A 26,458-nucleotide genomic window follows, 5' to 3' on the forward strand; every position below is an offset into this window, starting at 1 on the left:
GAGCGACGAGGGAAAACCCGCGAAGAACGGAAGGTGCAATGCAGGGGCAGAACGTCGGCCGCTTCAGCGCATGCGCGGCTTGCGGGTGTGCTTGTCCGGCACGCCGCGCGTCTGACGGCGCGGGCTCGGCGTCATTTCCGCCCATTCCAGCACGCGCGCCACCAGGTCGTCGTCGAGTTCCGTCTTCTGCCCGCGGCGCAACTGCGGCGGCAGCGCGATCGGACCGAAGCGAATGCGAGTAAGCCGCGACACCGTCAGGCCGAAATGCTCGAACAGCCGCCGCACCTCGCGCTTGCGGCCTTCCTTGATCACCACGCGATACCAGCGGTTGGCGCCCTCGCCGCCGGCGGCGAAGCAGCTTTGCAGCTGCGCCGGGCCGTCGTCGAGCTCCACCCCGGCCAGCAACTGCGCGATCATGTCTTCGCTCAGTTCGCCCAGTACCCGCACCGCGTATTCGCGCTCGACTTCAAAGCGCGGGTGCATCAGCTTGTTGGCCAGTTCGCCCGAGGTGGTGAAGATCATCAGGCCGTCGGTGTTGTAGTCGAGCCGGCCGATGGCGATCCACTTGGCGCCGCGCAGCCTGGGCAGCGCGTCGAACACGGTAGCGCGGCCCTTGGGGTCGTCGCGGCTGACGATCTCGCCTTCCGACTTGTGGTAGATCAGGATGCGCGTGCGCTTGTCCTCGAAGCGCAGGTACACGCGGCGGCCGCTGACCTTGACCACGTCGCGCGGTCCGACCTTGCTGCCGATGGTGGCGGTCTCGCCGTTGACCTGCACCCGGCCCTCGGCGATCCATTCCTCCATTTCGCGGCGCGAGCCGAGGCCGGCCGAGGCCAGCGCCTTTTGCAGGCGCTCGCCGGGGGCTTCGGGCGCGGTGGCCTGCTGTAAACGGCTCGCGGCGCGCCCCATGGGGGCGGTAGGCGAACGGCGGATGGGGGATGGGCGAGTGGCCATAATCAAGGAATCTCGGTAACAACGCTGGCGCGGGCGGTCTCGATCACCGCGCCAAACGTCCGGGGAGCGTCATTGTCCGCCAATTCCGCGCGCAATTCAGGAATCAATGCAGTTTCATCCGGGGTGACCAGATTGCCGAGCTCTTCCAGCGGCGGCAGTTCGGACAGCGTGCGCAGCCCGAGGTCGCTGAGAAAATGCCCGGTGGTGCCGAACAGCGCCGGGCGGCCGGGCACGTCGCGATGGCCGATGGCCTCGATCCAGCCACGCTCTTCCAGCGTCTTGACGATGTTGGGATTGACCGATACGCCGCGGATGTCCTCGATGTCGCCACGCGTCACCGGCTGGCGGTAGGCGATGATGGCCAGCGTTTCCAGCACCGCGCGCGAGTAGCGCGGCGGCTTCTCGTTCTTCAGCCGCGACAGCCAGGGCTGCATCTCGGCGCGCGTCTGGAAGCGCCAGCCGTCGGCCACCTGAACCAGCTCGACGCCGCGGCCGTGCCACTGCGCACGCAGCTCTTCCAGCACGTTGCGCAAGACCTCATTGCTCAAATCCTGCTCGAACATGCGCTTGAGGTCGGCCAGCGACAGCGGCTCGACCGCCGCCAGCAAGGCCGCTTCCAGCACGACCTTCAAATCTTCGGGATTGTCATTCGGTTGCAGATTCATGCAGCTTCACGTAGATGGGGGCGAACGGCTCGGCCTGCGTCACGTCGAGCAGGGTTTCCTTGGTCAGTTCCAGCATCGCGAGGAAGGTGACCACGAGTTCATGCACGGTCGACGATTCCGGGAACAAGTCCTTGAATTCCATGAACTCACCCGGCGTCAGCCGCTTCAGGATGCGGCTCATGTGCTCGCGGATCGACAGTTCCTGGCGGCCGATGCGGTGGTGGGTGCGGTTTTTGGCGCGCGACAGGATCGCCAGCCAGGCGGCGGCGAGTTCCTCCGGATGCAGACTGGGCAGACGCTTTGCCGCCGCTGGCAGGAAGACGCTGACCGTGTCGAAGTCGCGTCCGGCCTGCGGCAGCGCGTCGAGATGCTGGCCGGCGAGTTTCATCTGCTCGTATTCCAGCAGGCGACGCACCAGCTCGGCGCGCGGGTCCTCGCCCTCGCCGGCCTCCTCGGCCTGCTCGCGGCGCGGCAGCAGCATGCGCGACTTGATGTCGATCAGCATCGCCGCCATCAAGAGGTATTCTGCCGCCAGTTCCAGCCGCGTCGCGCGCGCCGCTTCCACATAGGCCATGTACTGTTTGGTCAGTGCCGCCATCGGAATGTCGAGCACGTCGAGGTTCTGCTTGCGAATCAGGTACAGCAGCAGGTCGAGCGGGCCCTCGAAGGCTTCGAGAAAGACTTCGAGCGCGTCAGGCGGAATGTAGAGATCCTGCGGCAGCTCGGTCAACAGCTCGCCGCGCACCTTGATGACGGGTGCGGCGGGCGCGGCTTCGGCGGGATCGAGGAGCGCGGCTTCGGTCATGGCGGGCATTTTACCCGAGGGCGGGGGTGGTCGGCTTTTGCTGACATGCCAAGCCGACCGGTCCTTGCCGCGGCCGAACCAGTGACCCTCGATGTGGGCTAGATCAAGCGGGATGTGTTAATGCAAGACCTGACCCCAAGTCTTATCGTATGCACGTCCTTCCACGCAAGCTCATTTCCTGCGCTTGCGTGCCTTGGTAACAGCATCGGCAATGTCCGCATCGCTCAACTCCAGCTTGGCGAGCCTGGTACGCACGGAATCGGCTCCTGACGGCTACCCGAACACCACCGCCGCCACATCTCGATATCGCTTCGCGAAATGCACCGTCATCCCCGCGCGGATGTGATCGGGCAGCTTGTCGAAGTCGCGCCGGTTGGCTTCTGGCAGGATCAGCTCGCTGATGCCGATGCGGCGGGCGGCGATGACCTTTTCGCGGATGCCGCCGACCGGCAGGACCTGGCCGGTGAGGGTGAGCTCGCCGGTCATGGCAAGGGGACGCGGGATCTTTTTGTTCTTCGCCAGCGACAGGAGCGCGGTGGCCATGGTGACGCCGGCGCTGGGGCCGTCCTTGGGGGTGGCGCCTTCCGGAACATGGAGATGCACGAAGCTCTTGTCGAAGAAGGTTTCATCCGCCCCGTAGGCCTTGAGGTGCGAGGCGACGTAGCTGTAGGCGATTTCGGCTGATTCCTTCATCACGTCGCCGAGCTTGCCGGTGAGCTTGAAGCCGCGGTTCAGCGTATGCACGCGGGTGGCCTCGACCGGCAGCGTGGCGCCGCCCATCGCGGTCCATGCGAGACCGGTGACGACGCCGATGCCGGTGATGGGCTTTTCCCGGGTGAACACCGGCTTGTCGAGGTAGGCCTCGATTTCCTTGACGCCGATCCGGATCGGCGTGGCGGCGCCGCCGAGGATCTTCACCACCGCTTTTCTGGCCACCCGCCCGAGCTGCTTTTCCAGGTTGCGCACGCCGGCTTCGCGCGCATAGCCTTCGATGACGTGGCGGATCGCACCTTCGCTGATAACGAGCTGGTTTTTCTTCAGCCCTGCCCGCTCCAGCACGCGCGGCCACAGGTGATGCCTAGCGATCGCCACTTTCTCTTCGGTGATGTAGCCCGACAGGCGGATGACTTCCATGCGGTCGAGCAGCGCCGACGGAATCGAATAATCGTTGGCGGTGCAGATGAACAGGGTCTTGGACAGGTCGAAGCGCACGTCGAGATAATGGTCGAGGAAGTCGGCGTTCTGCTCCGGGTCGAGCACTTCCAGCAGCGCCGAGGCCGGATCGCCCTGATAGCTGGCGCCGATCTTGTCGATCTCGTCGAGCATGATGACCGGGTTGGCCGAGCCGACCTCCTTCAAGGCCTGCACGAACTTGCCCGGCATGGCGCCGATGTAGGTGCGGCGGTGGCCCTTGATCTCGGCTTCGTCGCGCATGCCGCCGACCGAGAAGCGATAGAACTTGCGCCCCAGCGCCTCGGCCACCGACTTGCCGATCGAGGTCTTGCCGACGCCCGGCGGGCCGATCAGGAGCAGGATCGACCCGGCCATCTCGCCGCGCATCGCGCCGACGGCGAGGAATTCGACGATGCGGTCCTTCACGTCGTCCAGTCCGTCGTGGTCGCGGTCGAGGATGCGGCGCGCGCGCTCGAGATCGATCTTGTCCTGCGTATGCACCCCCCACGGCAGCACGGTCAGCCAGTCGAGGTAATTGCGGGTGACGGTGTATTCCGGCGAGCCGGTCTCCAGCAGCGACAGCTTGTGCATTTCCTCGTCGATGCGCTTTTTCGCCTGTTCCGGCAGCGTCAGTTTGGCGAGTCGCTCATTGAAAGTATCGAGCTCGGCGGTCTTGTCGTCCTTGGCCAGGCCGAGTTCCTTCTGGATCGCCTTCAGTTGCTGGCGCAGGAAGAATTCGCGCTGCTGCTCGCTCATCTTCTCGTCCACTTTCTCGCGGATGTCGGACTGCAGCCGCGCCACGTCGAGTTCCTTCTTCAGCAGCACCAGCACCTTTTCCATGCGCCGTTTCAACCCGAAGGCTTCCAGCACGTCCTGCAGCTCCTGCTTCGACGCGGTGGTCAGGCTGGCTGCGAAGTCGGTCAGCTGGGAAGGCTCGTTGGGGCCGAAGCGGTTGAGGAAGAACTTCAGTTCCTCGGAATACAGTGGGTTGAGCGGCAACAGCTCCTTGATGGTGTTGATGATGGCGATGGAATAGGCACGGATTTCCGAAGAATCAGGCCTGCCGGCCTCGTTCGGGTACTCGACCCTGACCTTGTAGGGCGCCGTATCCGACAGCCATTCGACGATGCGGAAACGCCGCACGCCCTCGGCGATGAACTGCATCTTGCCGTCGGAACGCACCGGATGATGAATCCGCACCACCGTGCCGATACTGTTGAAATCCGCCCGCTTCACGTCGTCGGTATTGTCGAGCTTGACCACCACCAGCCCCACCATGTGGTGCTCGGTTTCGCCGATGGCCTCCACGGTCGGCAGCCACGGCGCCTCGTTCATCAGCAGCGGCAGGGTTTGCGCCGGGAAAAACGGTTTTTCGGTCAATGGCAGCAGATACAACTCGGGTGGCAGCGCCGGGGCGGTCGGCAGCTGCCTGTCGTCGGGGAGAATTTCACCTTCTAGTGCTGAATCGTTGGGCATGGTCTGGGTATCTGATCCGGGGACAAGGTTGGGGTAGGTCAACGCACATTTGACCGCAGTGGCGGAATCAACGTTAACACGTCACCCTAGGCAGTATCGTGCCTATCCGCCCGTTTTCAAGGGCGGAGCTGAGCAGGCCGTACCGGAATTTCCTTGACCGTATCCGGCAGGCCGGACAGGATCATCAGTTCGACCCGACGGTTGCGCGCACGTCCCTGCGCCGTGTCGTTGGGGGCAATCGGCTGGCTGGCCTCGCGTCCGATGGCCGACAGGCGCGCCGGGGTGATGCCGTTGTCGGCCAGCAGGCGCACCACGCTGGTGGCGCGCACCGCCGACAATTCCCAGTTGGAGGCAAAAATCGGGTTGCTGATCGGCATGACGTCGGTATGGCCGGTGATTTCCAGCTTGAACGGCTCGTTCCGCAGGCGCTCCGCCACTGCACGCAATACCGCCAGCGATTTCGCCTCGAGTTCGGCACGGCCGGGGGCAAACAGCACGTTGGCATTGATTTCGATGCTGACGCCGCGGCGGCTCTGCGTCACCCGCACCTTGCCCTCCTTCACCAGCGGCGCCATCACATCGAGCAGGCTGCTCGCCACCTCGGTCATGTGCGCCTGTTCCTCGATCGCCTGCTGCTGTTTCAGGGTGCGCTGCCTGACTTCCGCAGGCAAGGCCTCTCTTGCCGGTTGCGGCATCGGCGCCTCGCTTGCCGGCGTCTTGCCGAACGCATCGCCGAGCGAGCCGGCCAGGACGCGCAATTTGTTCTCGTTGACCGCCGAGATCGCGTACATCACCACGAAGAAGGCAAACAGCAGGGTAATGAAGTCGGCATACGAAATCAGCCAGCGGTCGTGATTGTCGTGGTCGGAGACGATGCGCCGCCGTCTGCGCATTACAAATATCCTTTGAGGCGCGCCTCGATGATGCGCGGATTGTCACCCTGGGCAATGCCGATGAGACCGTCGCAAACGATTTCGCGCTCGGCGACCCGGCGGGCAATCGTGAACTTGATCTTGTTGGCGATCGGCAAAAACACCAGGTTGGCCAGGCCAACACCGTAGATGGTGGCGACGAAGGCGACCGCGATGCCGGTACCCAGCTTGCCGGGATCGGACAGGTTTTCCATGACATGGATCAGACCTATCACCGCACCCAGGATGCCGAGCGTGGGCGCATAGCCGCCCGCCGCTTCCCATACCCGCGCGGCCTGCCGCTCGGCCGTCTCGAAACCGACGATCTGCACGTCGAGCGTGTCGCGCAGCTTGGCCGCATCGGCGCCGTCGATCAGCAATTGCAGCCCGGTTTTCTGGAACGGATCGCGCGTCATGTTGAGGTATTTTTCCAGCGCCAGCGCACCGTCCTGACGCGCGGTGTGCGACCACTGGACGACGCGGCGGATCAGCGCCTCGGCCTCCGACCCGGGCGGCCGGAAAGCCCACTTCGCCATGCGCACGCCCTTCATGAAAACCGGCAAGGGATGATGCAGCAGCACCGCAGCCAGGGTTCCGATCACCACGATGACGAAAGCGGCCGGCTGCAGGAACAGGCCGATCTGCCCGCCTTCCATCGCCTGGCCGCCGAGAATGGCGGCAACCGCCAGGACCAGCCCGATCAGACTGCCGCGATCCATGCGTCTTCCTTCAGCTTGGTGCGCAGCCGCGCGATGGCCTGGCCGTGCAGCTGGCAGATGCGGGATTCGCTGACGCCGAACACTTCGCTGATCTCGCGCAGATTGAGTTCCTGTTCGTAATACAGCGACATCAGCAGTTGTTCGCGCTCGGGCAGGTTTTCGATGCCGGCGATGATGCAGGCGCGCAGGTTGGCGTCGAGCAGCTGCGGCAGCGGCATGCTGGTCTCGTTCGCCGACTGCTTGTCGAGGAAGGAGTCGTCTTCGTCGGATTCGCCGAAATCCTCGAAATACAGCAGCTGGTGGCCGCGCGCATCGCCCAGCATGGCCTGGTATTCGGCCAGCGGGACTTTCATCGACGCGGCGATTTCGGTTTCGCTGGGCTGCCGTCCCAGCTGGTGCTGCAAGACGCCGATGGCCTGTTCGATCTTGCGCATCGACTGCCGCGCGCTGCGCGGCAACCAGTCGGACTGGCGCAATTCGTCGATCATCGAGCCGCGGATACGCTGGATCGCGTAGGCCTCGAACTGCGCGCTCTGCGCCTCATCGTAGCGGCTGACGGCATCGAGCAGGCCGATCATGCCGGCCTGCACCAGGTCGTCTTCCTCCACGCTGGGCGGCAGCCGGCCCATCATGTGATGCGCCAGCCGTTTGACCATGGGCATGTATTGCGCGAGCAGGTCGCTCTTCTCGCTTTTGCCGGTTGCGGTGTACATGCCCTACCTCCTGCAGGCTTCCATCATGCGGCTGCCCTGGATCACGCGCTGCATGAACCCGCCGACATTGCCCAGGCCGGCCTGCTGCGGCCAGCGCAGCAGGCCATCGGCCAGCTTGCGGAACTGCGAGGTGGACTGGGCGACGGGAAAAGCATCCACCACGGAAGTGCGCAGGTGGCCGGCGCGGCTCAAGCGCTCGTCCAGCGGGATATAGCCGAGGTAATCGACCGATACGCCCAGATAGCGCTCGGCAGTTTGGGCGAAATTGCGCGCCACCGCCTGCGCCTGCTCAGGCGATTCCATGCGGTTGAGCAGCAGGCGGAACTGGCGCTTGCCGAAATTGTGCGCCAGCCGCTTGACCAGGGTATAGCCTTGGGTGATCGCCGTGTTGCCGGGCGGCAGCACCACCATGATTTCGGAGGCGGCAAGTCCCAGTGGCAAGGCATCCGGATCGGTGGCCTCTTCCATGTCCACCAGCACCACATCGACACCACATTGCAGGCGGTTGAAGCTCTGCGCCAGCCATTCCTGATCGCGTTCGGACAGCTGCCCCAGCCGGTTGAAGCAGCCGCCGATCGGCAGCACCTGCACGTTGTCGGGGCCGTCGAGCATCAGCGCATCCAGGGTGCAGCGCCTTTCCAGCACGTCCGCCACGTCGAAGCGTGGCGTCAACCCCAGGGCGGCGCAGGCGCCGTGGCCGTGCCGGTCCTGGTCGACAATAAGCACGTCGCGCCCGGAGCGGGCCAATGCCACCGCCAGATTGGCGGTTGCGGCGGTCTTGCCTGCCCCCTTCTGCCCCGACATCACGGTAATGACCTGAAACCCGCCCTGCCCCAGCAGACGGCGCAGCCCGGCGGCCTGATCGCTGACGAACTTATCCAAGGGCCACCACGCTTTCACGATGCGCCGCCTGCATGCCGGACAGCGCGAAGGCCAGCTCGCTGTCGTCCAGCTGCCACGGCGAGGCATGCGTACGCGCCTTGAAGGCGCGGTGAATGAGGTATTGGCGATTGGCCAGATGCAGGTCTTCGGGCACGCGCTGGCCGGTCGCCAGATAGTGCACGCACAGCTGGTGACGAATCGCGCAGTCGAGCGCCGGGCCGAGGCTGGCCGCCTCGTCGATCTTCGACAGGATGCAGCCGTCCAGCCCACGCGTCCGGTAGGCCTGCACCACTTCGTCCAGGGTGTCGCCATGGCTGGTGGCGTTCAGCAGCAGCAGGCGCTTGATTGGCTTGCCAGCCTGGCACAGCATCTCGACCTGCTCGGCGACGGCCTGGTCGCGCTGGCTCATGCCGACGGTATCGATCAGCACTGTGTGCTTGTTGCGCAGTTCGGACAGCGCCAGCCGCAAGTCGGCCGCATCGCGCACCGCGTGCACGGCGACGCCGAGGATCTTGCCGTAGATGCGCAGCTGCTCGTGGCCGCCGATGCGGTAGCTGTCGGTGGTCAGCAGGGCCAGTTTGTCGGCGCCGTGGCGCACCACGAAGCGCGCGGCCAGCTTGGCGGTGGTGGTGGTTTTGCCGGCGCCGGTGGGCCCCATCAGGGCGAACACGCCGCCGCCGTCGAGCATGTCGGTTTCGCTCTGCATCACCTGCAGGCGATTCATCAGGGTGTTTTTCGTCCAGCTCTGCACCTGCTCCACATCGCCTTTCGGCATGGCTTCCAGCAACTCGCGCGCCAGGGTGGCGGAAAAGCCCGCCGCCAGCATGTCGCGCATCACGGCGGCGCCGGCCGGATCGCGCCCCGGCAGATCGCGCCAGGCCAGATCGGCCAGCTGGCTTTCCAGCCGCATCTGCATCGTCTTGATTTCGTTGATGACGCTTTGCGCCAGCTGGGTGCTGTCCGCGCTGGGCACGGCGACCCGCTCGACCAGCCGGCGTTTGATGGTGACTGCGGGCGCCGCCTCCGTTTCGTCCTGCACGACCGCTGCCGGCGTCTTGGCTGGAGCGCTGGTTGCAGGCGCCTCCACCACAGGCGGCGCCATCGAAGCGATGTCTTCCGCCGCCAGGGCCAGCACTTCCACCCCGCCCTCGACGGCGCGATTGGCAAGGATGATCGCGTCGGGCCCGAGCGCGTCGCGCAACTGGCGCATGGCTTCACGGGATGTTTTGGCGACGATTCGTTTGACGTTCATGCTGCTCCTCCTACCAGGGAAGTCACTTTGATCTGTTTGCCTTCGGGCACTTCAGCGTGCGAAAGCACTTTGAGCTGCGGCACGGTGCGCCGCAGAAAACGGGCAAGCAGCGGACGCAGCACGGCGGGCGTCAGCAATACCGGGGGATGGCCCAGCGCTTCCTGCCGTTGCGTCGAGGTCTGGGTGCGTTCCAGTAGGGTGTCGGCCAGCCCCGGCTCCATGCCGGCGGCATCATGGCCCGCCTGTAAAGTCTGCAGCAGCAGCCGCTCCAGGCCATGGTCCAGCGCGATCACCGGCAGTTCGCTGGCCGAGCCGTAAATCTGCTGCACGATCGAGCGCCCCAGTGCCACCCGTACCAGAGCGGTGAGCTCGTGCGGATCCTGCACGCGCGCGGCGTGTTCCAGCAGGGTGTCGATGATGCTGCGCATGTCGCGGATCGCCACGCCTTCGGTGAGCAGGGTCTGCAGTACTTTCTGCACGGTGGACAGCGGCAGCATTTTCGGCACCAGGTCTTCCACCAGCTTGGGCGCGCTCTTGCCCAGGTGATCGAGCAGCGCCTGCGTTTCCTGCCGTCCCAGCAGCTCTGCGGCATGCTGGGTCACCAGATGATTCAGGTGGGTGGCGACCACGGTGCCGGGGTCGACCACGGTGTAGCCCATCGCCTGCGCCTGTTCGCGCAGACCGGATTCGATCCACACCGCCGGCAGATCGAAGGCCGGATCGCGCGTGACGACGCCTGGCAGGCTGGCAGTGATATTGCCCGGATCGATGGCAAGGAACAGCCCGGTGCGCACTTCGCCAGAGCCGATCTCGACGCCTTTCAGGGTGATGCGGTAGCTGTTCGGATTGATTTCCAGGTTGTCGCGGATATGCACGGCAGGCGGCAGGAAGCCGATCTCGCGGGCGAATTTCTTGCGGATGCCCTTGATGCGGCGCACCAGTTCGCCATCAGCGGCGCTGTCCACCAGTGGAATCAGCCGGTAGCCGACTTCCAGTCCCAGGGTATCGATGGGCGCGACGTCCTCCCAGCTGGCTTCCTGGCTTTCGACCGCTGCGACGGGCGCGGCCTGCGCTTCCGCCGGCGCTTCCTGCTGTTGCTGCCTGCCGTTCCGGTAGGCCAGCCAGGCCAGGCCGCCCGCCAGCAGCAGGAAGGCGAAGTTCGGCATTCCCGGAATCATGCCCATCAGGCCGAGAATCGCGGCGGTGATATAGAGTGCCTGCCGCTTGTTGAAAACGTTGGACAGCATCTGGCCGGCGATGTCTTCCTCGGTGCTGACGCGGCTGACGATGAGGCCGGCGGCGATCGAGATGACCAGTGCCGGAATCTGTGCCACCAGGCCGTCGCCGATCGCCAGCAGGGTGTAGTTGCGGGCAGCGTCGGCGAGCGACAGGTCATGCTGCATCAGGCCGATGATGAGGCCGCCGACGATGTTGATGATCAGGATCAGGATGCCGGCGATGGCGTCGCCGCGCACGAATTTCGAAGCGCCGTCCATCGAGCCGTAGAAATCGGCTTCCTGGGCGATTTCGGCACGCCGCCGGCGCGCCTCGTTTTCGTCGATGAGGCCGGCGTTGAGGTCGGCGTCGATCGCCATCTGCTTGCCCGGCATCGCGTCGAGGGTGAAGCGCGCGCTGACCTCGGCGATGCGGCCGGCACCCTTGGTGATGACGATGAAGTTGATCACCACCAGGATGACGAACACGATGATGCCGACCGTATAGTTGCCGCCGACCAGGAAATGGCCGAAGGCTTCGATCACCTTGCCCGCAGCGTCCGGCCCGGTGTGGCCTTCCAGCAGCACCACGCGGGTGGAGGCGACGTTGAGCGACAGCCGCAGCAGCGTGGATAGCAGCAATACCGTGGGGAAGGCGGCGAAATCGAGGGCCTTCTTGGTCGACAGGCTGACCAGCAGCACCATGATGGAAAGCGCGATGTTGAAGGTGAACAGCATGTCCAGCGCAAATGGCGGCAGCGGCAGCACCAGCATCGCCAGGATGAGTACGATGAAAATCGGTGCCGCCAGCGCACGGGCATTGGCGCCGTTGAAGAAATTCGAGAGCTTCAGCGAACCGTTCATTCTTTAGCGCCTATGCCAGCGGGTCAAGTTCGGGCGGGACCGGCAAAGCGGTCGGAGCATCGGGATAGGCGCCGCCCACCCGCTGGAAATGGCGCAGCTGGAACACGTAGGCCAGCACCTCGGCCACCGCTGCATAGAGCGTAGCCGGGATCTCGTCGCCGAGTTCGGTATGGCGAAACAGCGCACGCGCCAGCGGCGGCGCCTCCAGCAGCGGCACCTTGTGCTCGGCCGCCAGTTCGCGGATTTTCGCGGCGACCGCGTCGGCTCCCTTGGCCACCACACGCGGCGCGCGCATCCTGCCTTCGCTGTACTTGAGCGCAACGGCGTAATGGGTGGGGTTGGTCACCACCACGTCGGCACTGGGGATTTCGGCCATCATGCGGCGGCGCGCCACTTCGCGCTGCTGGGCGCGGATGCGCGCCTTGACGTGCGGATCGCCCTCCGATTCCTTGTTTTCCTGGCGCAGCTGCTCCTTGGTCATCTTGAGCTTGTTGTAGTAGCTCCACAGCTGGTACGGCAGATCCAGCACGACGATGAAAATCATCGCGCCCGAAGCCAGCAGGAACACCTTGCCGATGAGGTCGCCCATGTGCTGGATGGCGAGGGGCGGCGACTCCAGGCTGAGCGAAAAGAGTGCGTCGAGATTGGACCAGATCAGCCACGCGGCGACCCCTCCCAGCAGGCCGACCTTGGCCAGCGACTTGACCAGTTCGACCAGGCCCTGGCTGGAAAACATGCGCTTGATGCCCGACAGCGGATTCAGGCGCTTGAAATCCGGGGCGAATGCCTTGGTGCTGAACAGCCAGCCGCGCAGCAGCAGTGGCGAAGCCAGGGCGGCGATCAGCACCAGCGCCAGGAAAGGCGCCAGCGCCAGCGCGGCATCGAAAAACTGGCTGGATAGCTGCGCCATGACGTACGCGCTATCGCGGGCGATGGCCGGCTGGAACTGCAGGCCGCCGCGCACGATCTGCGACATGGCCTGGCCGAGGCCGCTGGCCATCATCCACAGGGCCGCACCGCCGGTCATCAGGACGACGAACGTGGCCAGCTCGCGCGATTGCGGCACTTGGCCATCTTCGCGCGCCTTCTCCCGCCGCTGTGGCGACGGGGCTTCTGTCCGTTCCTGATCGCTTTCTTCAGCCATCCCTGATTTCACCTGTGAAAGGGAGCCCTGCCCTCTGCGAAGCAGAAGGAGGCTTTCTCAGGCTGGATTATTGGCCACGCCCGGTGCGAGCGATCGGGGGAATAAGGGCGGATTTGACCTGCTATTTCGCGCCAGTCGGCACGCGACGATCAGTTTTCGGCGTTGGCCCTGGCCACTTCTTCGCGTACGCCGGCGTCGTCCGCCACGTTGACGCCGCTGGCTTCCTTGGTGATGGCATCTTCGGTGCGCTTGTTCATCACGATGATGCTGATGCGGCGGTTGACCGGATCGCCAGGTCCTGCCTGATTGAACGGCACGGACGATGCCAGCCCGACCACGCGCAGCATCTTCGCTTCATCCATGCCGCCGGCGATCAGTTCGCGCCGCGAGGCATTGGCACGGTCGGCCGACAATTCCCAGTTGCTGTAGCCGCGCGCGCCGTTGGCATACAGCATGGCATCGGTGTGGCCCGACAGGCTGATGCGGTTCTGCACGTCGTTCAGCACCTGGCCGATCTCGTGCAGGATGATCTTGGTGTAGGGCTGCAGTTCGGCGCTGGCCAGGTTGAACATGGGCCGGTTCTGCTCGTCGACGATCTGGATGCGCAGGCCTTCGCTGGTGATGTCGATCAGCAGCTGCCGCTTGAATTGCCGCAGCGTGGGATTGGCGTCGATCGCCGTCTCGAGGCGTTTCTTCAGCTGCTTGAGCTTGGCGGTCTCGATGCGCTCGAGTTCGGCCTGTGCCGCCTTCAGGTTGTAGGATTTCTTTTCGGCCTGGGTATCGCCTTTTTTCACCTGCCCCAGCTGCCGCGTCATATCGAGGCCGCCGCCCTTGATGACGCTGGAACTGTCGCCACTGCCGGAGCCGCCTTGCATGGCGACCTTGAGCGGCGTCTTGAAATATTCCGCGATCCCTTCCAGGTCGCCCTTGGTGGTCGAACCCAGCAGCCACATCAGCAGAAAGAAAGCCATCATCGCCGTGACGAAATCGGCATAGGCGATTTTCCATGCCCCGCCGTGGCGGGCGCCTTTCACCTTGCGAATACGTTTGATGACGATGGGCGTTTTCTGTTCGCTCATGGATGCCCTATGGGGATGAAGTGATTCTGTCCCGGCCCGGCAGCGGGAAAATCAGCGCGACCGGGCGCCTCTCACGTGCTCTTCCAGCTCGCTGAAGGAAGGGCGCTCGGTCGAGAACAGCACCTTGCGCCCGAACTCGACCGCGATAGCCGGCGCGTAGCCGTTGATGCTGGCGAGCAGGGTGACCTTGATGCATTGCAACATCTTGGTCGATTCGTTCAGCTTTTGTTCAAGCAGGCTCGCGAGCGGCCCGACAAATCCGTAAGCCAGCAGGATGCCGAGGAAGGTGCCGACCAGCGCATGCGCAATCAGGATCCCCAGTTCCGCGGGCGGCAGGCCGACCGATTCCATCGTGTGCACCACCCCCATCACCGCCGCGATGATGCCGAAGGCCGGCAGGCCGTCGCCTATCTTGGCGATGACATGGGAAGGAATCTCGCCCTCGTGGTGATGGGTTTCGATTTCGTTGTCCATCAGGTTTTCGATTTCGAAGGCATTCATGCTGCCGCTCACCATCAGGCGCAGATAATCGGTAAGAAATTCGACGATGTGGTGATCGGCCATCACCGCCGGATATTTCGTAAACAGCGGACTGTTCTCGGGCGAGTCGACATCGGACTCCACCGACATCAGCCCTTCCTTGCGGATCTTGGTCAGCAGTTCGTACAGCAACGCCATGATGTCCATATACAGCGCGCGGGTGTATTTCGATCCCTTGAACACGGTGGGCAAGGCCTTCAGGGTGGCCTTGATGGCCTTGCTGTTGTTGCCGACGAAGAACGCACCTGCCGCGCCGCCCCCGATCATCAGGAGTTCGACTGGCTGTAACAGCGCCGCCAGGTGTCCGCCCGCCAGCGCGAAACCGCCGAAGATGCTGAATAAAACGACAATATATCCAACGATGACTAGCACGACCGTGTGTTCCTTTTGGCGGGGACATGGAGCGGAAGCTATCCCGTCCACCCTCATGTTCAAGCATTCGAAGCAGGCACTCTCACCATGAGGATTCGACCGGCGCGGCGGAAACTTGATGGCCCGGAGGCAGTATTTCCGTGTGGCGACACCTCACATCCGCCACGCATACAAGGTGTGGCGTGTGCCTTCAGCCAGCGTTACGACGTGATCCGGCGGCTGCGCATCCACCGCGAACGACAGGCTGACCAACAGGCTGCCGCTGCGCATCTGGGAGCGGGCCTGGCGCCACAACCCGGGCATGGCAGCGGGCGAAAGAAAAGCAAACACGACATCGAAGTCCGCCAGGCTGAGTTGAGCGTAATCGCGCCGCATAAAGTGCACCCGGCTGCCTGTCAGCCGGGTGCGCAAACGGCTGACGAGCCAGGGGGCGGGGGCAAGCTCGGTGCCATAAAAGCGGCCGAGCGGAAAGCGGCTCTCCAGATAACACGGCACGCCGCCAAATCCGCTGCCAAGATCGATGAAGCGGAGCGGCTGCGCCTGCGGCAGCAGGGACGCCAGCGCCTGCCTGGCTTTGCGGCTGGACAGATACAACGGCACCCGGGTGCGGAAGGTGCTCCAGTAAAACGCGAGTAACAGCAGGAAAGCGGATAGATAGAACCAGGCTGGCGCATCGACCTGCCGGGCCAGCAGGACGGCAGGTAGGAAAGCAAAATGCAGCGGCGGCCACCAGGCCGGCTGCCGCCAGACGATGCTGAGGCTGGCGGCGACGGCCCCTTGTGCCAGGGCGAATGGCCACACGGCGGAGTGGAATGAGAAAGCGGTTTGCGGCAGGGTGTGCAGCAGCACCGCCAGCAACACGGCGATGCACTGGATGACGAGCGACTGGAGGCTGACCGGCAGGCGCGTCATCACCGGATTTCAGGGCGGAAATCCGTCAGGCGGTGGCGGTCAGTTCGATTCGGGCCTCGGTACCTGCAAGGGGCATGCCGGCAGGTACTCCGCTGCCATGCAGCGCCCCTTCCGCAGCTTTGGCTTTGCGGGTTTTCCCGGCGCGTGCCGGCATGTTGCAGAGGCCGCACACATACTGGCTGTGCAGGTCGTCCGGATGCACCACAAAGTGGCCGCCGCAGCCGCTGCAGACGGCCGTTTCGAGCATGCGGCTTTCGAAGAAACGGTTCAAGGTCCAGGCGCGGGTGAAGCTCAGCACGGCTTCGATCTGGTTGGTGTGGAGATATTCCTGATACAGGCGATAGCTCTTGAGCACGGCTTCGATGCCGCTGCAATCGCTGTTCTTCGTGAGATAGCGATGAATGTTGATGAACAGCGAGGAGTGCACGTTGGGCAACCAGGTCAGGAACCAGTCGGTCGAGAACGGCAGCATGCCCTTGGGCGGCGAGACGCCTTTGACTTCCTTGTACAGTTTGAGCAGGCGTTCGCGCGACAGCGAGGTTTCGGACTCCAGCACCTGCGGGCGGGCGCCGAGTTCGATCAGCTCGATCGCCAGCTGGGTGTCGCGCATCTCGGTCAACAGGCTTTTCTTGCTCATCTCAACACTCCCGATCGACTGGCTGCGGAATCAGGCAAAGGCTTCCACAGCCTGGCCCGCCATCAGAATGGCAGCATGGGATTGCGCCAGTGCACGATCCCTGGTGTAGCTGGTCAGCATGTTCAGCACCACGCCGTCGTCGAAGCGGAAACGCGACACCAGCATGCCGGAAGCGGCCAGCTTGAGGATTTGCGCCGGGGTCAGCGCTTCGATCAGGCTGGCGACATCCTGGCTGATGCCCAGACGAAAAACGGCGGTTGCCTTGTCGTGCCGGATCATGTTTTGCGCGAGCATCAGGTAGTTGAGATTGACATCGCGCATCTCGTCCAGCATCTCGTCCAGTTTCATTTGCTTGCCCTTCCTCGTTGAATTTTTTTCGAATTCACACTTAAGTCAGCGTGGTGAATTCGTTTTCGGACGACCTCCGGGAAAGTTAACGTAGAGATGCGCTGTATTGACGGACGGAATATGGGCGAACCGTGGTGTAGGTGTTTGTCCTACATGACGCGACGGGCAGATCGAAAAGCGGGCCATCCCAGACCGCAAGCGCGTGCCGGCCGGCCATCGAATCAACGGAGATTGCTATAAACAACAAAGGGTTGCGACAGGAGTGCGCAGGGATCGCGCAGCCGGCAAACGGCGTGTATAAAAAAGCCGGCCGGCCGCTTCAGCTGCGCTTGTAAACATCCTCGAAGCGCACGATGTCGTCTTCGCCCAGATAGGAGCCCGACTGCACTTCGATCATGTGCAGGTCGACCTTGCCGGGGTTCTCCAGGCGATGCGTCGTGCCGAGCGGAATGTAGGTGGACTGGTTCTCGGTCAGCAGCATGACTTCATCGCCACAGGTGACGCTGGCGGTGCCGGATACCACGACCCAGTGCTCGGCGCGGTGGTGATGCATCTGCAGGCTGAGCTTCTCGCCCGGCTTGACCATGATGCGCTTGACCTGGAAACGCTCGCCCTCGTCGATGCCTTCGTACCACCCCCAGGGCCGGTAGACCTGCTTGTGAACCAGATGCTCGCAGCGCTTTTCGGCTTTCAGGCGGTCGACCAGTTTTTTCACGTCCTGCACCTGGTCCTTGTTCGCTACCAGCACCACGTCGGCGGTTTCCACCACTACCAGGTCGGACACGCCCAACAGGGCGATCATGCGTGTTTCGGCACGAACGAAGTTGTTATGGGCGTTTTCCAGCATGACGTCGCCGCGGATGGCGTTGCCCTGCGCATCCTTGTCGGCCACTTCCCATAATGCCGACCAGGCGCCGATGTCGCTCCAAGCCATGTCCGCCGGCACCACGGCGGCGCGGCGGGTGTGCTCCATCACCGCATAATCGACCGATTCCGACGGACAGGCCTCGAACGCGGCGGGATCGAGCCGGACGAAATCGAGATCCAGGGTGGCGGCATCGAGCGCGGCCCGGCTGGCTTCGAGAATGTCCGGGCGCAGCGCCTGCAGCTCGTCGAGAAAATCCGCCGCACGGAACAGGAACATGCCGCTATTCCAGAAATACTCACCTGACTCGACATACTGCTGCGCGGTGGCCAGGTCGGGTTTTTCGACGAAGCCCGCTACCTGGTACGCGTCTGCGGCATCTGCCAACGGCGCGCCTCGGCGGATGTAGCCGTAGCCGGTTTCAGGAGTGGCGGCGACGATGCCGAAGGTGGCGAGATGACCCTTCTGCGCCGCCCGCGCCGCGGTGCGGATGGCGGCATGAAAGGCCGCAACATCGCCAATCAGGTGGTCGGCGGGCAGCACCAGCATCAGGGCGTCGGGATCATCGCGCGACAGCAGCAATGCGGCCACGGCGATGGCCGGCGCGGTATTGCGTCCCGCCGGTTCCAGCATGATGGCGCGCGGCTGCGTTCCGATCTGACGCATCTGCTCGGCGATCATGAAGCGGTGCTCGACGTTGCATACCATCAGCGCTGCGGCCATTTCCGGCATGCCCGCCAATCGCTCGACAGTGTCCTGCAGCAGGCTCTGGTCGCTGGCCAGCGGCAGCAGCTGCTTGGGCAGGGCCGCGCGGGACAAGGGCCACAGGCGAGTGCCCGAGCCGCCGGACAGGATCACGGGATGGATGGGGGTCATGTCATGTGCTCTTGAGATAAGGGTTTCGTCGAACGAGGCAAATTCTGTTCCAGACACAGGGACAGCGCTGCCTCCCAGTCGGGCAGACGCACGCCAAAACGGGCTGCCAACTTGTCGCAGTTCAACTGCGAATTGGCCGGGCGCACCGCCGCCGTGGGATAGCCCGAGGTCGGGGTCGCCGTGAGCCGGGCCAGTTTCGTGTCCGCCGTCGCCATGTGCGCCAGGATCGCCGCGGTAAAGCCATGCCAGCTGGTGCGCCCGCCGCAGGTCAGATGATAGACGCCGGATGTTGCAGCCGGATCGGGCCGCTCCAGCCAGCGCGCAAGGGTCAGCGCCGTCGCCTCCGCGATCAGGCGCGACCAGGTCGGCGCTCCGAACTGGTCGTCGACCACGGCGAGGCTGTCGCGCTCGCGCGCCAGCCGCTGCATGGTCAGCAGGAAATTACGGCCGCGCACACCGTAGACCCAGCCGGTGCGCAGGATCAGATGCGGGATACCGGCATGCCGGACCGCCTGTTCCCCGGCCAGCTTGCTCGCACCATATACGCTAAGCGGATTCGGTGTGTCCGTTTCCGCATAGGTGCCGGACGTGCGCCCGTCGAACACGTAGTCGGTGGAAAAATGCACCAGCGGAATGCCGCACCCGGCCAGTTCGCCCGGCGCGATTGCATTGATGGCATGGGCCAGACCGGGCTCCGACTCGGCCCGGTCGACCGCCGTATAGGCCGCCGGGTTGACGATCAGGTCCGGCGCGAGCATGGCCACCGTGCGGCGGATGGCGGCACTATCCGCGAGGTCCAGCATGTTGCGGTCCGCCGCGATCACCTCTCCCAGCGGCGCCAGCGTGCGTTGCAGCTCCCAGCCCACCTGCCCGTTGACGCCGGTGAGCAGGATTCTCACGCACACACCTCGCACTGCGCGAGCGGCAGACCGGCCCGGTCCTTGGCGGACAGCAGCGGGGCGTCCTGCAGCGGCCAGGCAATGGCGAGCGCAGGATCGTTCCACTGCAGGCAGCGCTCGAACTGCGGCGCATAGTAATCGGTGGTCTTGTAGAGGAATTCGGCATGTCCGGACAGCACCAGAAAACCGTGCGCAAACCCCGGTGGAATCCACGCCATCTCGTGTGTCTCGGCCGACAGCCTGAAGCTGGCGACGCGGCCGAAATGCGGCGAGCTGCGGCGCAGGTCGACCGCCACGTCGAACACCTCGCCGGCGACCACGCGTACCAGTTTTCCCTGCGGCTGCTGAATCTGGTAATGCAGGCCGCGCAGCACGCCCTTGGCCGAACGCGAATGGTTGTCCTGCACAAACGCGGCGGCTATGCCGGCTTCAGTGAAAACCCTGCGGTTGTAGCTTTCGAAAAAAAAACCGCGCGCATCGCCGAACACCTGAGGGCGCAGCAACAATACATCCGGATGCTGGGTTGCGATTACTTCCATCAGAACACCCGTTCGTTCAGCACATCCATCAGGTACTGCCCGTAGCCGTTCTTCATCAGCGGATGCGCCAGTATCTGCAGCTGCGCGGCGTCGATGAAGCCCTGGCGGTAGGCGATTTCCTCGGGACAGGCGATTTTCAGGCCCTGCCGCTTCTCGATGGTCTGGATGTAGAGCGCCGCCTCGATCAGCGAATCGTGGGTGCCGGTGTCGAGCCAGGCCTGGCCGCGTCCCATCATCTGCACGTCGAGCCCACCCCATTCCAGGTACTGACGGTTGACGTCGGTGATTTCCAGCTCGCCGCGTGGCGAGGGCTTCAAGCCGCGCGCGATGTCGACCACCCGGTTGTCGTAGAAATACAGGCCGGTGACAGCGTAGCGCGACTTGGGCTTGGCAGGCTTTTCCTCAAGGCTGACCGCATGGCCGTCGGCATCGAACTCGACCACGCCGTAGCGCTCGGGATCATGCACCGGGTAGGCGAACACGGTGGCACCGTGTTCGCGCTGCCCCGCCGCGCGCAGATCCTGGCCGAGTTCGTGGCCGTAGAAGAGGTTGTCGCCCAGCACCAGCGCGCTGGGGCCGTTGCCGATGAAATCGCTGCCGATGAGGAAAGCCTGCGCCAGCCCCCCGGGCTCCGCCTGCACCGCGTACCGGATGTTGAGCCCCCATTGCGCGCCGTCGCCCAGCAGCTGCTCGAAACGTGGTGTGTCCTGCGAGGTCGAGATCAGCAGGATGTCGCGGATTCCCGCCAGCATCAGCGTGGTCAGCGGGTAATACACCATGGGCTTGTCGTAGACCGGCAGCAACTGCTTGGAGACTGCCTGCGTGACGGGATACAGGCGGGTGCCGGAGCCGCCGGCGAGGATGATGCCCTTGCGTGTGTTCATGCCTGATGATCTGCGTAATTTCTGGACACCCAGTTGCAGTATTCGCCGCTGGTGAGGTGGGCCACCCAGTCCTGGTTGGCCAGGTACCAGGCTACCGTCTTGCGGATGCCGCTCTCGAAGGTTTCGCTCGGCGTCCAGCCCAGCTCGCGCTCGATCTTGCCGGCGTCGATCGCATAGCGCCGGTCGTGGCCGGGACGATCCTTGACGAAGGTGATGAGCCTGGCATGCGGGGTCACCGGCGAGCCGGGATGCAACTCGTCGAGGATGGCGCACAGCGTCTTCACCACATCGAGATTGGTTTTTTCGTTGCAGCCGCCGATGTTGTAGACTTCCCCTGCCTGGCCGGCCTTCAGCACGCGACGGATCGCGCTGCAATGGTCGCTGACGTAGAGCCAGTCGCGGACATTGCTGCCGTCGCCGTAGATCGGCAGCGGCTTGCCCGCCAGTGCGTTGTGGATGACCAGTGGAATGAGCTTTTCGGGAAACTGCAGCGGGCCATAGTTGTTCGAGCAGTTGGTGGTCAGCACCGGCAGGCCGTAGGTGTGGTGGTAGGCCCGCACCAGATGATCCGACGCGGCCTTCGACGCCGAATACGGGCTGTTCGGCGCATACGGCGTGGTTTCCGTAAATGCCGGGGCAGTCGGATCGAGCGAGCCGTAGACCTCGTCGGTCGACACGTGCAGGAAGCGGAACGCCGCCTGTTCGTCAGCCGGCAAGCGAGTCCAGTACGTGCGCACCGACTCCAGCAGATTGAAGGTTCCCACCACATTCGTTTGAACGAATTCAGCCGGGCCGTGAATGGAACGGTCGACGTGGCTTTCCGCCGCGAAATTGACGATCGCGCGCGGCCGGTGTTCGCGTAGCAGCGCTTCGACCAGGCCGCGGTCGCCGATATCGCCCGCAACGAAAACATGCCGTTCGTCCTCACGCAGCGTCCGCAGGTTGTCCAGATTGCCTGCATACGTCAGCTTGTCGAGGTTGACGACAGCCTCATCGCCGGCCGCTAGCCAGTCAAGAATGAAATTGGCGCCGATGAACCCCGCGCCGCCGGTGACCAGAATCATGCTGGACTCAGGGCTTTCCGGTTTGCGAGGCCGGTGCGAAACCACTGGCATAGGCCACTTTTTCGCTGGCGCGCAGTTTTCCAATTTCGGCTTCCAGCAGGACTTTGCGTTTCTCGCCCAGCACCACGCGCTCGATTGCGGTCCTGGCCTGCTCCAGTGTTACGGGCTGAGTCTGGCTGCCCTGCAGTTGCAGCACGTTGATGCGATTCTCCCCTATCGGCATCACCACCACCTGGCCGTCCTTCATGTTGCTCAGCTGCGCCAGCATGGGGGCGGGAATCTGTTCCGCCGGCTTGACCACCACGCCAGTCTTGCCGTCGATCTCCTGCGCACGCAGCCAGTCGGCAAACTCGGCCAGCGTGCGGCTCTGCTTGAGCTCTGCCTCGACCTCGGCAATGCGCGCCGGTGCCAGCTGCAACTCCAGCTCCTGGACGCGGTATACCTTGCGCTGCGCGAACAATTCGGGATGCCGGGCGTAATAGTCCCGGATTTCCATGTCGGCTGGCTGGGCCATGTCTTTGAACAGGCGTTCCATGTACGCTTCGACCAGCACCTGACGCTGCGCCTGCTGCATTGCCAGGACAACCTCGGGAGCCTGGTCAAGCTTGGCTTTTTTGGCTGCGTGGCTAACCAGGTGCTGATCGATCAGGGCTTCCAGCACCCTGCCGCGCGCTTGGGCGGATTCGGTCGCGCTCAGCTTGCCCAAACGGGCCACGGCACGACCCAGCTCGACTTCACTGATGATGTCGCCGCTCACCGTTGCCGCAATGCTGCCCCTGGCAGTCGTGGCCGGCTGCTCGCAGGCGGCCAACGACAAGGCTGCAACGGCCGCGAGAAAGCACCTGCGATGGATTTTCATTGACGCTCCGGTCATTCAGACGAATCGCCGGTATGGTGCGGGATTCCGCTGCGTTCGGCAAGTTGGGGGCAGTCAGCAGACAAGGGGCTAAAGGAAAAAACGGTCACCGCCGTAATGCAGAATCACTACTTCAGACTGAAACTCCATGCCGCTGGCGCAAGTCGTTTATTGGCCTATATTCAGACAGTGTAGAACCTGGTACAGGGTTTATCCCTAGGCGCTCCTCCTCCTGCCACACCAGGTTTTGCGGCGCTTGGGCGCCGCTTTTGTTTTATGGCCATCCCGGACTGACCGACCGTCTTATCGGCCCGGCTCTTCAGCAAACGCCCTCACTCCGGTCGACGCACGCGCTTGACTGAGCGCTTCGATCGCCTTTTCTTTACCCGTCTGCCGCCTGGCGGCCTGCTCCGCTTTCACGGATTGCGCCGCCAAAGCAATTTGCTCTTCGCGTTTGGCCTTCACTGCCTGCTGCCGCTGCGCGCGTAACGCCTCCTGGCGCTCGCGTTCGACTTGCTCCGCCTGCGCTGCTGCTTCCAGGCGCGCCCGTGCCTGAGCGGCCTCTGCGGCTTGCCGATTTTTGCTTTCTCTGATCGCCAGCTGGCGCGCCTGCTCAGCCTCCCGCTTGTGCTCCGCTTCCTCTTGTGCCTTCTGGGCATCGAGGCGGGCACGTTCCTCCTTGATGTCGGCACGAATCTGCGCCCCGGTCTGACGGATGCGCTCGCCTATCGCCGCCAGATCTTCGGCGGAAACAGTCGGGGCTTCAGGCACGGCCTTGCTGCGTTCCGTTTCGGCAGCCTGGACGCAAACCGACAGCAGCATGACCAGCATGGCGGCGGCACGCGATGCGTAATGAGCCTTCATTGAATTCCTTCCATCTCGGCAACAAGCCGCAGGCACCGCTTTGCCCGGTATCCCATCTGCATGTCATGAAGACGGGATACCGCCAGCAACCCAATAACGCCTGCCGCCAGGATGGTTTACGGACACGCATGCACCAACCTTTACGGGAAATTACGCCGCCACGACCTCCTCAAACTCCAGGCGGACCTTTCCGCTGGCGTCCAGATCGATCGTCACCCGCCCACCGTGCGCCAGCTTGCCGAACAGCAACTCATCGGCCAGTGCCTTGCGGATGGTGTCCTGGATCAGGCGTGCCATCGGCCGTGCGCCCATCAGCGGATCGAAACCGTGCTTGGCGAGATAGGCCTTCAGCGCGTCGGTGAATACCGCCTCGACCTTCTTCTCGTGCAGTTGCTCTTCCAGCTGCATCAGGAACTTGTCGACCACCTGCAGGATGACCGGCTCGGTCAACGGTGCGAACGGGATGATCGCATCCAGCCGGTTACGGAATTCCGGCGTGAACATGCGGCGGATTTCGCCCATCTCGTCGCCGCTTGCGCGCGAACCGGAGAACCCGATCGTCGATTTGTTGAGCATTTCCGCACCCGCATTGGTGGTCATGATGAGTACCACATTGCGGAAATCGGCTTTGCGCCCGTTAGTGTCGGTCAGCGTGCCATGATCCATCACCTGCAGCAGCACGTTGAAGATATCCGGGTGAGCCTTTTCGACTTCATCAAGCAAAACAACAGCATAGGGATTCTTGTTAATGGCTTCAGTCAATAATCCGCCCTGATCGAAACCGACATAGCCGGGAGGCGCGCCGATCAGCCGCGATACCGCATGACGCTCCATGTACTCCGACATGTCGAAGCGAATCAACTCGACCCCCAGCACATAGGCCAGCTGTCTCGCCACCTCGGTCTTGCCGACCCCGGTTGGGCCGGAAAACAGGAAATTGCCGATCGGCTTTTGCGGATCGCCGAGACCGCTGCGCGACATCTTGATTGCCGTCGCCAGCGCATCGATCGCGGCCTCCTGACCATACACCACGGCTTTCAGGTCGCGGTCCAGCGTCTTCAGCGAGTTCTTGTCGTCGGACGACACGGTCTTGGGCGGAATCCGCGCGATCTTGGCGATGATGTCCTCGATCTCGCGCGGCGTGATGACGCGCTTCTGCTTCGATTTCGGCAGGATGCGCTGCGCCGCGCCCGCCTCGTCGATGACGTCGATCGCCTTGTCCGGCAGATGACGGTCGTTGATATAACGTGCCGCCAGTTGTGCCGCCGTGGTCAGCGCCGCCGCCGTGTATTTGACGCCGTGGTGGTCCTCGAAACGTGACTTCAGGCCGCGCAGGATCGCCACGGTTTCGCTGACCGAGGGTTCCGGCACGTCGATTTTCTGGAAGCGCCGCGACAGCGCATGGTCTTTCTCGAAAATACCGCGGTATTCGGTATAGGTCGTCGCACCGATACAGCGCAACTGCCCGGACGACAGGGCCGGCTTCAGCAGGTTGGAGGCATCGAGCGTTCCGCCCGATGCCGCCCCGGCGCCGATCAGGGTGTGAATTTCGTCGATGAACAGGATGGCACTGGGATTGTCGGACAGCTGCTTCAACACGCCTTTCAGGCGCTGTTCGAAGTCGCCGCGGTATTTGGTGCCGGCCAGCAAGGCGCCCATATCCAGGGCATACACCGTGCTTTTCCCCAGAATTTCAGGTACCGACCCTTCAATGATGCGGCGCGCCAGACCTTCGGCTATCGCCGTTTTGCCCACCCCGGCTTCGCCTACCAGCAAAGGATTGTTCTTGCGCCGGCGGCACAGGGTCTGGATCACGCGTTCCAGCTCCTGGTCGCGTCCGATCAGGGGATCGATCTTGCCAGCCAATGCCTGCGAATTCAGATTCTGCGCAAAACTGTCGAGCGGCGAAGCCGCCGGCGCTTCGGCATTGGTTTCCGCCGCTTCGTCGGAACGTATCGGCTCGCTCTGCGGGGTTTTGGTGATGCCGTGAGAGATGAAATTGACGATATCGAGCCGTGTCACGCCCTGCTGGCTGAGGAAATACACCGCATGCGAGTCTTTCTCGCCAAACACCGCCACCAGCACATTGGCGCCGGTGACTTCCTTCTTGCCAGATGACTGCACGTGCAGGATGGCACGCTGGATCACACGCTGGAAGCCGAGCGTCGGCTGGGTGTCGACCTCGCCCTCGCCCGTCACCTTGGGCGTGTGCTCCTCGATAAACTTGCCGAGCTGTTCGCGCATGGCCTCGATGTTGGCACCACAGGCGCGCAACACTTCCACCGCCGACGGATTGTCCAGCATCGCCATCAGCAGGTGCTCCACGGAAATGAATTCGTGACGCTTCTGCCGTGCGTCCATGAATGCCATGTGCAATGTGACTTCAAGTTCCTGGGCAATCATCTAACTTTCCTCCATCGTACATTGCAGCGGGTGCTGATGCTGCCGCGCGAAATCCACAACCTGCTCGACCTTGGTATGAGCGATGTCTCTGGGATACACCCCGCACACACCTACACCCTCAGTATGCACTTTGAGCATGATTTGTGTCGCCCGTTCTTGATCGATACCAAAAAACTTTTTCAGGACGAGCACCACGAACTCCATTGGAGTGTAGTCGTCGTTCAGCAGCAAAACCTTGTACAGGGGCGGCGGCTTCACTTTCGCCGCGGTTGGTTCCAGTAGGGTACTGCCTTCTCGCTTGGTCGCCATAGCAGGAATAAGCCCGAGTTACTGGCTTTATTTTGATGTGATGAGAGGAATTTTCAAGCCCGCTGGAAGTAGGGCCAAAGCCTCGACGGGGATGTGAGACGGGCGGAGTGGCGGAGAGGGTGTCCGTTCTGCCGCTTTTCACGGCTTTTCATAAAAGCCTGTTTGCCTATATTTTTCAATGCATTGCAGGGTATACCTTTTCATGAGCGTACACCGCGCTTCATTTCCGTCTATGCTTA

The 26,458-nt window shown here is 63.4% G+C and carries 25 protein-coding genes; all 25 read right to left on the bottom strand.

Going from position 1 to position 26,458, the window contains the following annotated elements; all coding sequences use genetic code 11:
- Nucleotides 1–63: 63 nt before the first annotated feature.
- The 25 genes from B059_RS18685 to clpS all read right to left on the bottom strand — a co-directional run bounded on the left by B059_RS18685 (nucleotide 64) and on the right by clpS (nucleotide 26,219).
- Nucleotides 64–954: a pseudouridine synthase gene (locus tag B059_RS18685; protein WP_157273632.1), complete on the bottom strand. Its 891-nt coding sequence runs from the start codon at nucleotides 952–954 to the stop codon at nucleotides 64–66.
- Nucleotides 955–956: 2 nt separating this feature from the next.
- Nucleotides 957–1,619, bottom strand: coding sequence for an SMC-Scp complex subunit ScpB (scpB, locus tag B059_RS0105080; protein ID WP_018077164.1), 663 nt, complete (start codon nucleotides 1,617–1,619; stop codon nucleotides 957–959).
- Nucleotides 1,600–2,424 carry a segregation and condensation protein A gene (locus B059_RS0105085; protein ID WP_038058256.1) on the bottom strand — a complete coding sequence of 275 codons (825 nt, stop codon included), beginning with the start codon at nucleotides 2,422–2,424 and terminating at the stop codon, nucleotides 1,600–1,602. The genes scpB and B059_RS0105085 overlap by 20 nt, the downstream gene beginning before the upstream one ends.
- 273 nt (nucleotides 2,425–2,697) lie before the next feature.
- Nucleotides 2,698–5,073, bottom strand: a complete 2,376-nt coding sequence (gene lon, locus B059_RS0105090) for an endopeptidase La (RefSeq protein ID WP_018077166.1) — start codon at nucleotides 5,071–5,073, stop codon at nucleotides 2,698–2,700.
- A gap of 116 nt (nucleotides 5,074–5,189) precedes the next feature.
- Nucleotides 5,190–5,966: a flagellar motor protein MotD gene (gene motD, locus B059_RS0105095; protein WP_018077167.1), complete on the bottom strand. Its 777-nt coding sequence runs from the start codon at nucleotides 5,964–5,966 to the stop codon at nucleotides 5,190–5,192.
- Entirely contained in the window at nucleotides 5,966–6,703 is a 738-nt protein-coding gene (locus B059_RS0105100) for a flagellar motor protein (RefSeq protein ID WP_018077168.1), read from the bottom strand. Before B059_RS0105100 ends, motD begins: the two co-directional genes overlap by 1 nt.
- Entirely contained in the window at nucleotides 6,685–7,416 is a 732-nt protein-coding gene (locus B059_RS0105105; protein WP_018077169.1) for an RNA polymerase sigma factor FliA, read from the bottom strand. The genes B059_RS0105100 and B059_RS0105105 overlap by 19 nt, the downstream gene beginning before the upstream one ends.
- A gap of 3 nt (nucleotides 7,417–7,419) precedes the next feature.
- Nucleotides 7,420–8,298 (bottom strand): MinD/ParA family ATP-binding protein, encoded by an 879-nt coding sequence (locus B059_RS0105110; protein WP_018077170.1) that lies wholly within the window; start codon nucleotides 8,296–8,298, stop codon nucleotides 7,420–7,422.
- Nucleotides 8,291–9,550, bottom strand: coding sequence for a flagellar biosynthesis GTPase FlhF (flhF, locus tag B059_RS0105115; RefSeq protein WP_018077171.1), 1,260 nt, complete (start codon nucleotides 9,548–9,550; stop codon nucleotides 8,291–8,293). Before flhF ends, B059_RS0105110 begins: the two co-directional genes overlap by 8 nt.
- Entirely contained in the window at nucleotides 9,547–11,628 is a 2,082-nt protein-coding gene (flhA, locus tag B059_RS0105120; protein ID WP_018077172.1) for a flagellar biosynthesis protein FlhA, read from the bottom strand. Before flhA ends, flhF begins: the two co-directional genes overlap by 4 nt.
- A gap of 10 nt (nucleotides 11,629–11,638) precedes the next feature.
- Entirely contained in the window at nucleotides 11,639–12,772 is a 1,134-nt protein-coding gene (flhB, locus tag B059_RS0105125; RefSeq protein WP_018077173.1) for a flagellar biosynthesis protein FlhB, read from the bottom strand.
- Between the two features lie 149 nt (nucleotides 12,773–12,921).
- Nucleotides 12,922–13,851 (bottom strand): flagellar motor protein MotB, encoded by a 930-nt coding sequence (motB, locus tag B059_RS0105130; RefSeq protein WP_018077174.1) that lies wholly within the window; start codon nucleotides 13,849–13,851, stop codon nucleotides 12,922–12,924.
- 51 nt (nucleotides 13,852–13,902) lie between these two features.
- Entirely contained in the window at nucleotides 13,903–14,763 is an 861-nt protein-coding gene (gene motA / locus B059_RS0105135) for a flagellar motor stator protein MotA (protein ID WP_018077175.1), read from the bottom strand.
- A gap of 153 nt (nucleotides 14,764–14,916) precedes the next feature.
- Nucleotides 14,917–15,675 carry a class I SAM-dependent methyltransferase gene (locus B059_RS0105140; RefSeq protein ID WP_018077176.1) on the bottom strand — a complete coding sequence of 253 codons (759 nt, stop codon included), beginning with the start codon at nucleotides 15,673–15,675 and terminating at the stop codon, nucleotides 14,917–14,919.
- Between the two features lie 25 nt (nucleotides 15,676–15,700).
- The gene (flhC, locus tag B059_RS0105145) at nucleotides 15,701–16,312 is read right to left on the bottom strand and encodes a flagellar transcriptional regulator FlhC (protein WP_018077177.1); all 612 of its coding nucleotides are present in this window, start codon (nucleotides 16,310–16,312) and stop codon (nucleotides 15,701–15,703) included.
- Nucleotides 16,313–16,342: 30 nt separating this feature from the next.
- The gene (flhD, locus tag B059_RS0105150; RefSeq protein ID WP_018077178.1) at nucleotides 16,343–16,660 is read right to left on the bottom strand and encodes a flagellar transcriptional regulator FlhD; all 318 of its coding nucleotides are present in this window, start codon (nucleotides 16,658–16,660) and stop codon (nucleotides 16,343–16,345) included.
- Between the two features lie 319 nt (nucleotides 16,661–16,979).
- On the bottom strand, nucleotides 16,980–18,401 hold the full coding sequence (locus B059_RS0105155; protein ID WP_018077179.1) for a mannose-1-phosphate guanylyltransferase/mannose-6-phosphate isomerase: 1,422 nt from the start codon (nucleotides 18,399–18,401) through the stop codon (nucleotides 16,980–16,982).
- On the bottom strand, nucleotides 18,398–19,306 hold the full coding sequence (gene rfbD / locus B059_RS0105160; protein ID WP_018077180.1) for a dTDP-4-dehydrorhamnose reductase: 909 nt from the start codon (nucleotides 19,304–19,306) through the stop codon (nucleotides 18,398–18,400). The genes B059_RS0105155 and rfbD overlap by 4 nt, the downstream gene beginning before the upstream one ends.
- On the bottom strand, nucleotides 19,297–19,839 hold the full coding sequence (rfbC, locus tag B059_RS0105165) for a dTDP-4-dehydrorhamnose 3,5-epimerase (protein ID WP_018077181.1): 543 nt from the start codon (nucleotides 19,837–19,839) through the stop codon (nucleotides 19,297–19,299). The genes rfbD and rfbC overlap by 10 nt, the downstream gene beginning before the upstream one ends.
- Nucleotides 19,839–20,723: a glucose-1-phosphate thymidylyltransferase RfbA gene (rfbA, locus tag B059_RS0105170; RefSeq protein ID WP_018077182.1), complete on the bottom strand. Its 885-nt coding sequence runs from the start codon at nucleotides 20,721–20,723 to the stop codon at nucleotides 19,839–19,841. The genes rfbC and rfbA overlap by 1 nt, the downstream gene beginning before the upstream one ends.
- Complete coding sequence (gene rfbB, locus B059_RS18690; RefSeq protein WP_018077183.1) at nucleotides 20,720–21,787, bottom strand: dTDP-glucose 4,6-dehydratase; 1,068 nt, start codon at nucleotides 21,785–21,787, stop codon at nucleotides 20,720–20,722. The genes rfbA and rfbB overlap by 4 nt, the downstream gene beginning before the upstream one ends.
- A 7-nt stretch (nucleotides 21,788–21,794) precedes the next feature.
- A complete protein-coding gene (locus B059_RS0105190; RefSeq protein WP_018077184.1) occupies nucleotides 21,795–22,646 on the bottom strand; it encodes an EpsD family peptidyl-prolyl cis-trans isomerase in 852 nt (283 codons plus the stop codon).
- Between the two features lie 300 nt (nucleotides 22,647–22,946).
- A complete protein-coding gene (locus B059_RS19875; protein WP_157273621.1) occupies nucleotides 22,947–23,474 on the bottom strand; it encodes a hypothetical protein in 528 nt (175 codons plus the stop codon).
- 183 nt (nucleotides 23,475–23,657) lie between these two features.
- Nucleotides 23,658–25,910, bottom strand: coding sequence for an ATP-dependent Clp protease ATP-binding subunit ClpA (gene clpA, locus B059_RS0105200; protein WP_018077186.1), 2,253 nt, complete (start codon nucleotides 25,908–25,910; stop codon nucleotides 23,658–23,660).
- Nucleotides 25,911–26,219 carry an ATP-dependent Clp protease adapter ClpS gene (gene clpS, locus B059_RS0105205; protein WP_018077187.1) on the bottom strand — a complete coding sequence of 103 codons (309 nt, stop codon included), beginning with the start codon at nucleotides 26,217–26,219 and terminating at the stop codon, nucleotides 25,911–25,913.
- Nucleotides 26,220–26,458 lie beyond the last annotated feature (239 nt).

The sequence above is a fragment of the Thiobacillus denitrificans DSM 12475 genome, assembly GCF_000376425.1.
Lineage (GTDB): Bacteria > Pseudomonadota > Gammaproteobacteria > Burkholderiales > Thiobacillaceae > Thiobacillus > Thiobacillus denitrificans.

Excerpts from the sequence above, each read along its gene's own strand:
- B059_RS0105085 (WP_038058256.1), bottom strand. The coding sequence starts at position 2,424 with ATGACCGAAGCCGCGCTCCTCGATCCCGCCGAAGCCGCGCCCGCCGCA.
- motB (WP_018077174.1), bottom strand. The coding sequence starts at position 13,851 with ATGAGCGAACAGAAAACGCCCATCGTCATCAAACGTATTCGCAAGGTG.
- clpA (WP_018077186.1), bottom strand. The coding sequence starts at position 25,910 with ATGATTGCCCAGGAACTTGAAGTCACATTGCACATGGCATTCATGGAC.
- flhA (WP_018077172.1), bottom strand. The coding sequence starts at position 11,628 with ATGAACGGTTCGCTGAAGCTCTCGAATTTCTTCAACGGCGCCAATGCC.
- rfbA (WP_018077182.1), bottom strand. The coding sequence starts at position 20,723 with ATGAACACACGCAAGGGCATCATCCTCGCCGGCGGCTCCGGCACCCGC.
- lon (WP_018077166.1), bottom strand. The coding sequence starts at position 5,073 with ATGCCCAACGATTCAGCACTAGAAGGTGAAATTCTCCCCGACGACAGG.
- B059_RS0105105 (WP_018077169.1), bottom strand. The coding sequence starts at position 7,416 with ATGTACACCGCAACCGGCAAAAGCGAGAAGAGCGACCTGCTCGCGCAA.
- B059_RS0105190 (WP_018077184.1), bottom strand. The coding sequence starts at position 22,646 with ATGAAAATCCATCGCAGGTGCTTTCTCGCGGCCGTTGCAGCCTTGTCG.
- flhC (WP_018077177.1), bottom strand. The coding sequence starts at position 16,312 with ATGAGCAAGAAAAGCCTGTTGACCGAGATGCGCGACACCCAGCTGGCG.
- B059_RS0105140 (WP_018077176.1), bottom strand. The coding sequence starts at position 15,675 with ATGACGCGCCTGCCGGTCAGCCTCCAGTCGCTCGTCATCCAGTGCATC.
- rfbB (WP_018077183.1), bottom strand. The coding sequence starts at position 21,787 with ATGATTCTGGTCACCGGCGGCGCGGGGTTCATCGGCGCCAATTTCATT.
- flhB (WP_018077173.1), bottom strand. The coding sequence starts at position 12,772 with ATGGCTGAAGAAAGCGATCAGGAACGGACAGAAGCCCCGTCGCCACAG.
- clpS (WP_018077187.1), bottom strand. The coding sequence starts at position 26,219 with ATGGCGACCAAGCGAGAAGGCAGTACCCTACTGGAACCAACCGCGGCG.
- B059_RS18685 (WP_157273632.1), bottom strand. The coding sequence starts at position 954 with ATGGCCACTCGCCCATCCCCCATCCGCCGTTCGCCTACCGCCCCCATG.
- flhF (WP_018077171.1), bottom strand. The coding sequence starts at position 9,550 with ATGAACGTCAAACGAATCGTCGCCAAAACATCCCGTGAAGCCATGCGC.
- B059_RS19875 (WP_157273621.1), bottom strand. The coding sequence starts at position 23,474 with ATGCTGGTCATGCTGCTGTCGGTTTGCGTCCAGGCTGCCGAAACGGAA.
- scpB (WP_018077164.1), bottom strand. The coding sequence starts at position 1,619 with ATGAATCTGCAACCGAATGACAATCCCGAAGATTTGAAGGTCGTGCTG.
- flhD (WP_018077178.1), bottom strand. The coding sequence starts at position 16,660 with ATGAAACTGGACGAGATGCTGGACGAGATGCGCGATGTCAATCTCAAC.
- B059_RS0105100 (WP_018077168.1), bottom strand. The coding sequence starts at position 6,703 with ATGGATCGCGGCAGTCTGATCGGGCTGGTCCTGGCGGTTGCCGCCATT.
- motD (WP_018077167.1), bottom strand. The coding sequence starts at position 5,966 with ATGCGCAGACGGCGGCGCATCGTCTCCGACCACGACAATCACGACCGC.
- rfbC (WP_018077181.1), bottom strand. The coding sequence starts at position 19,839 with ATGGAAGTAATCGCAACCCAGCATCCGGATGTATTGTTGCTGCGCCCT.
- B059_RS0105155 (WP_018077179.1), bottom strand. The coding sequence starts at position 18,401 with ATGACCCCCATCCATCCCGTGATCCTGTCCGGCGGCTCGGGCACTCGC.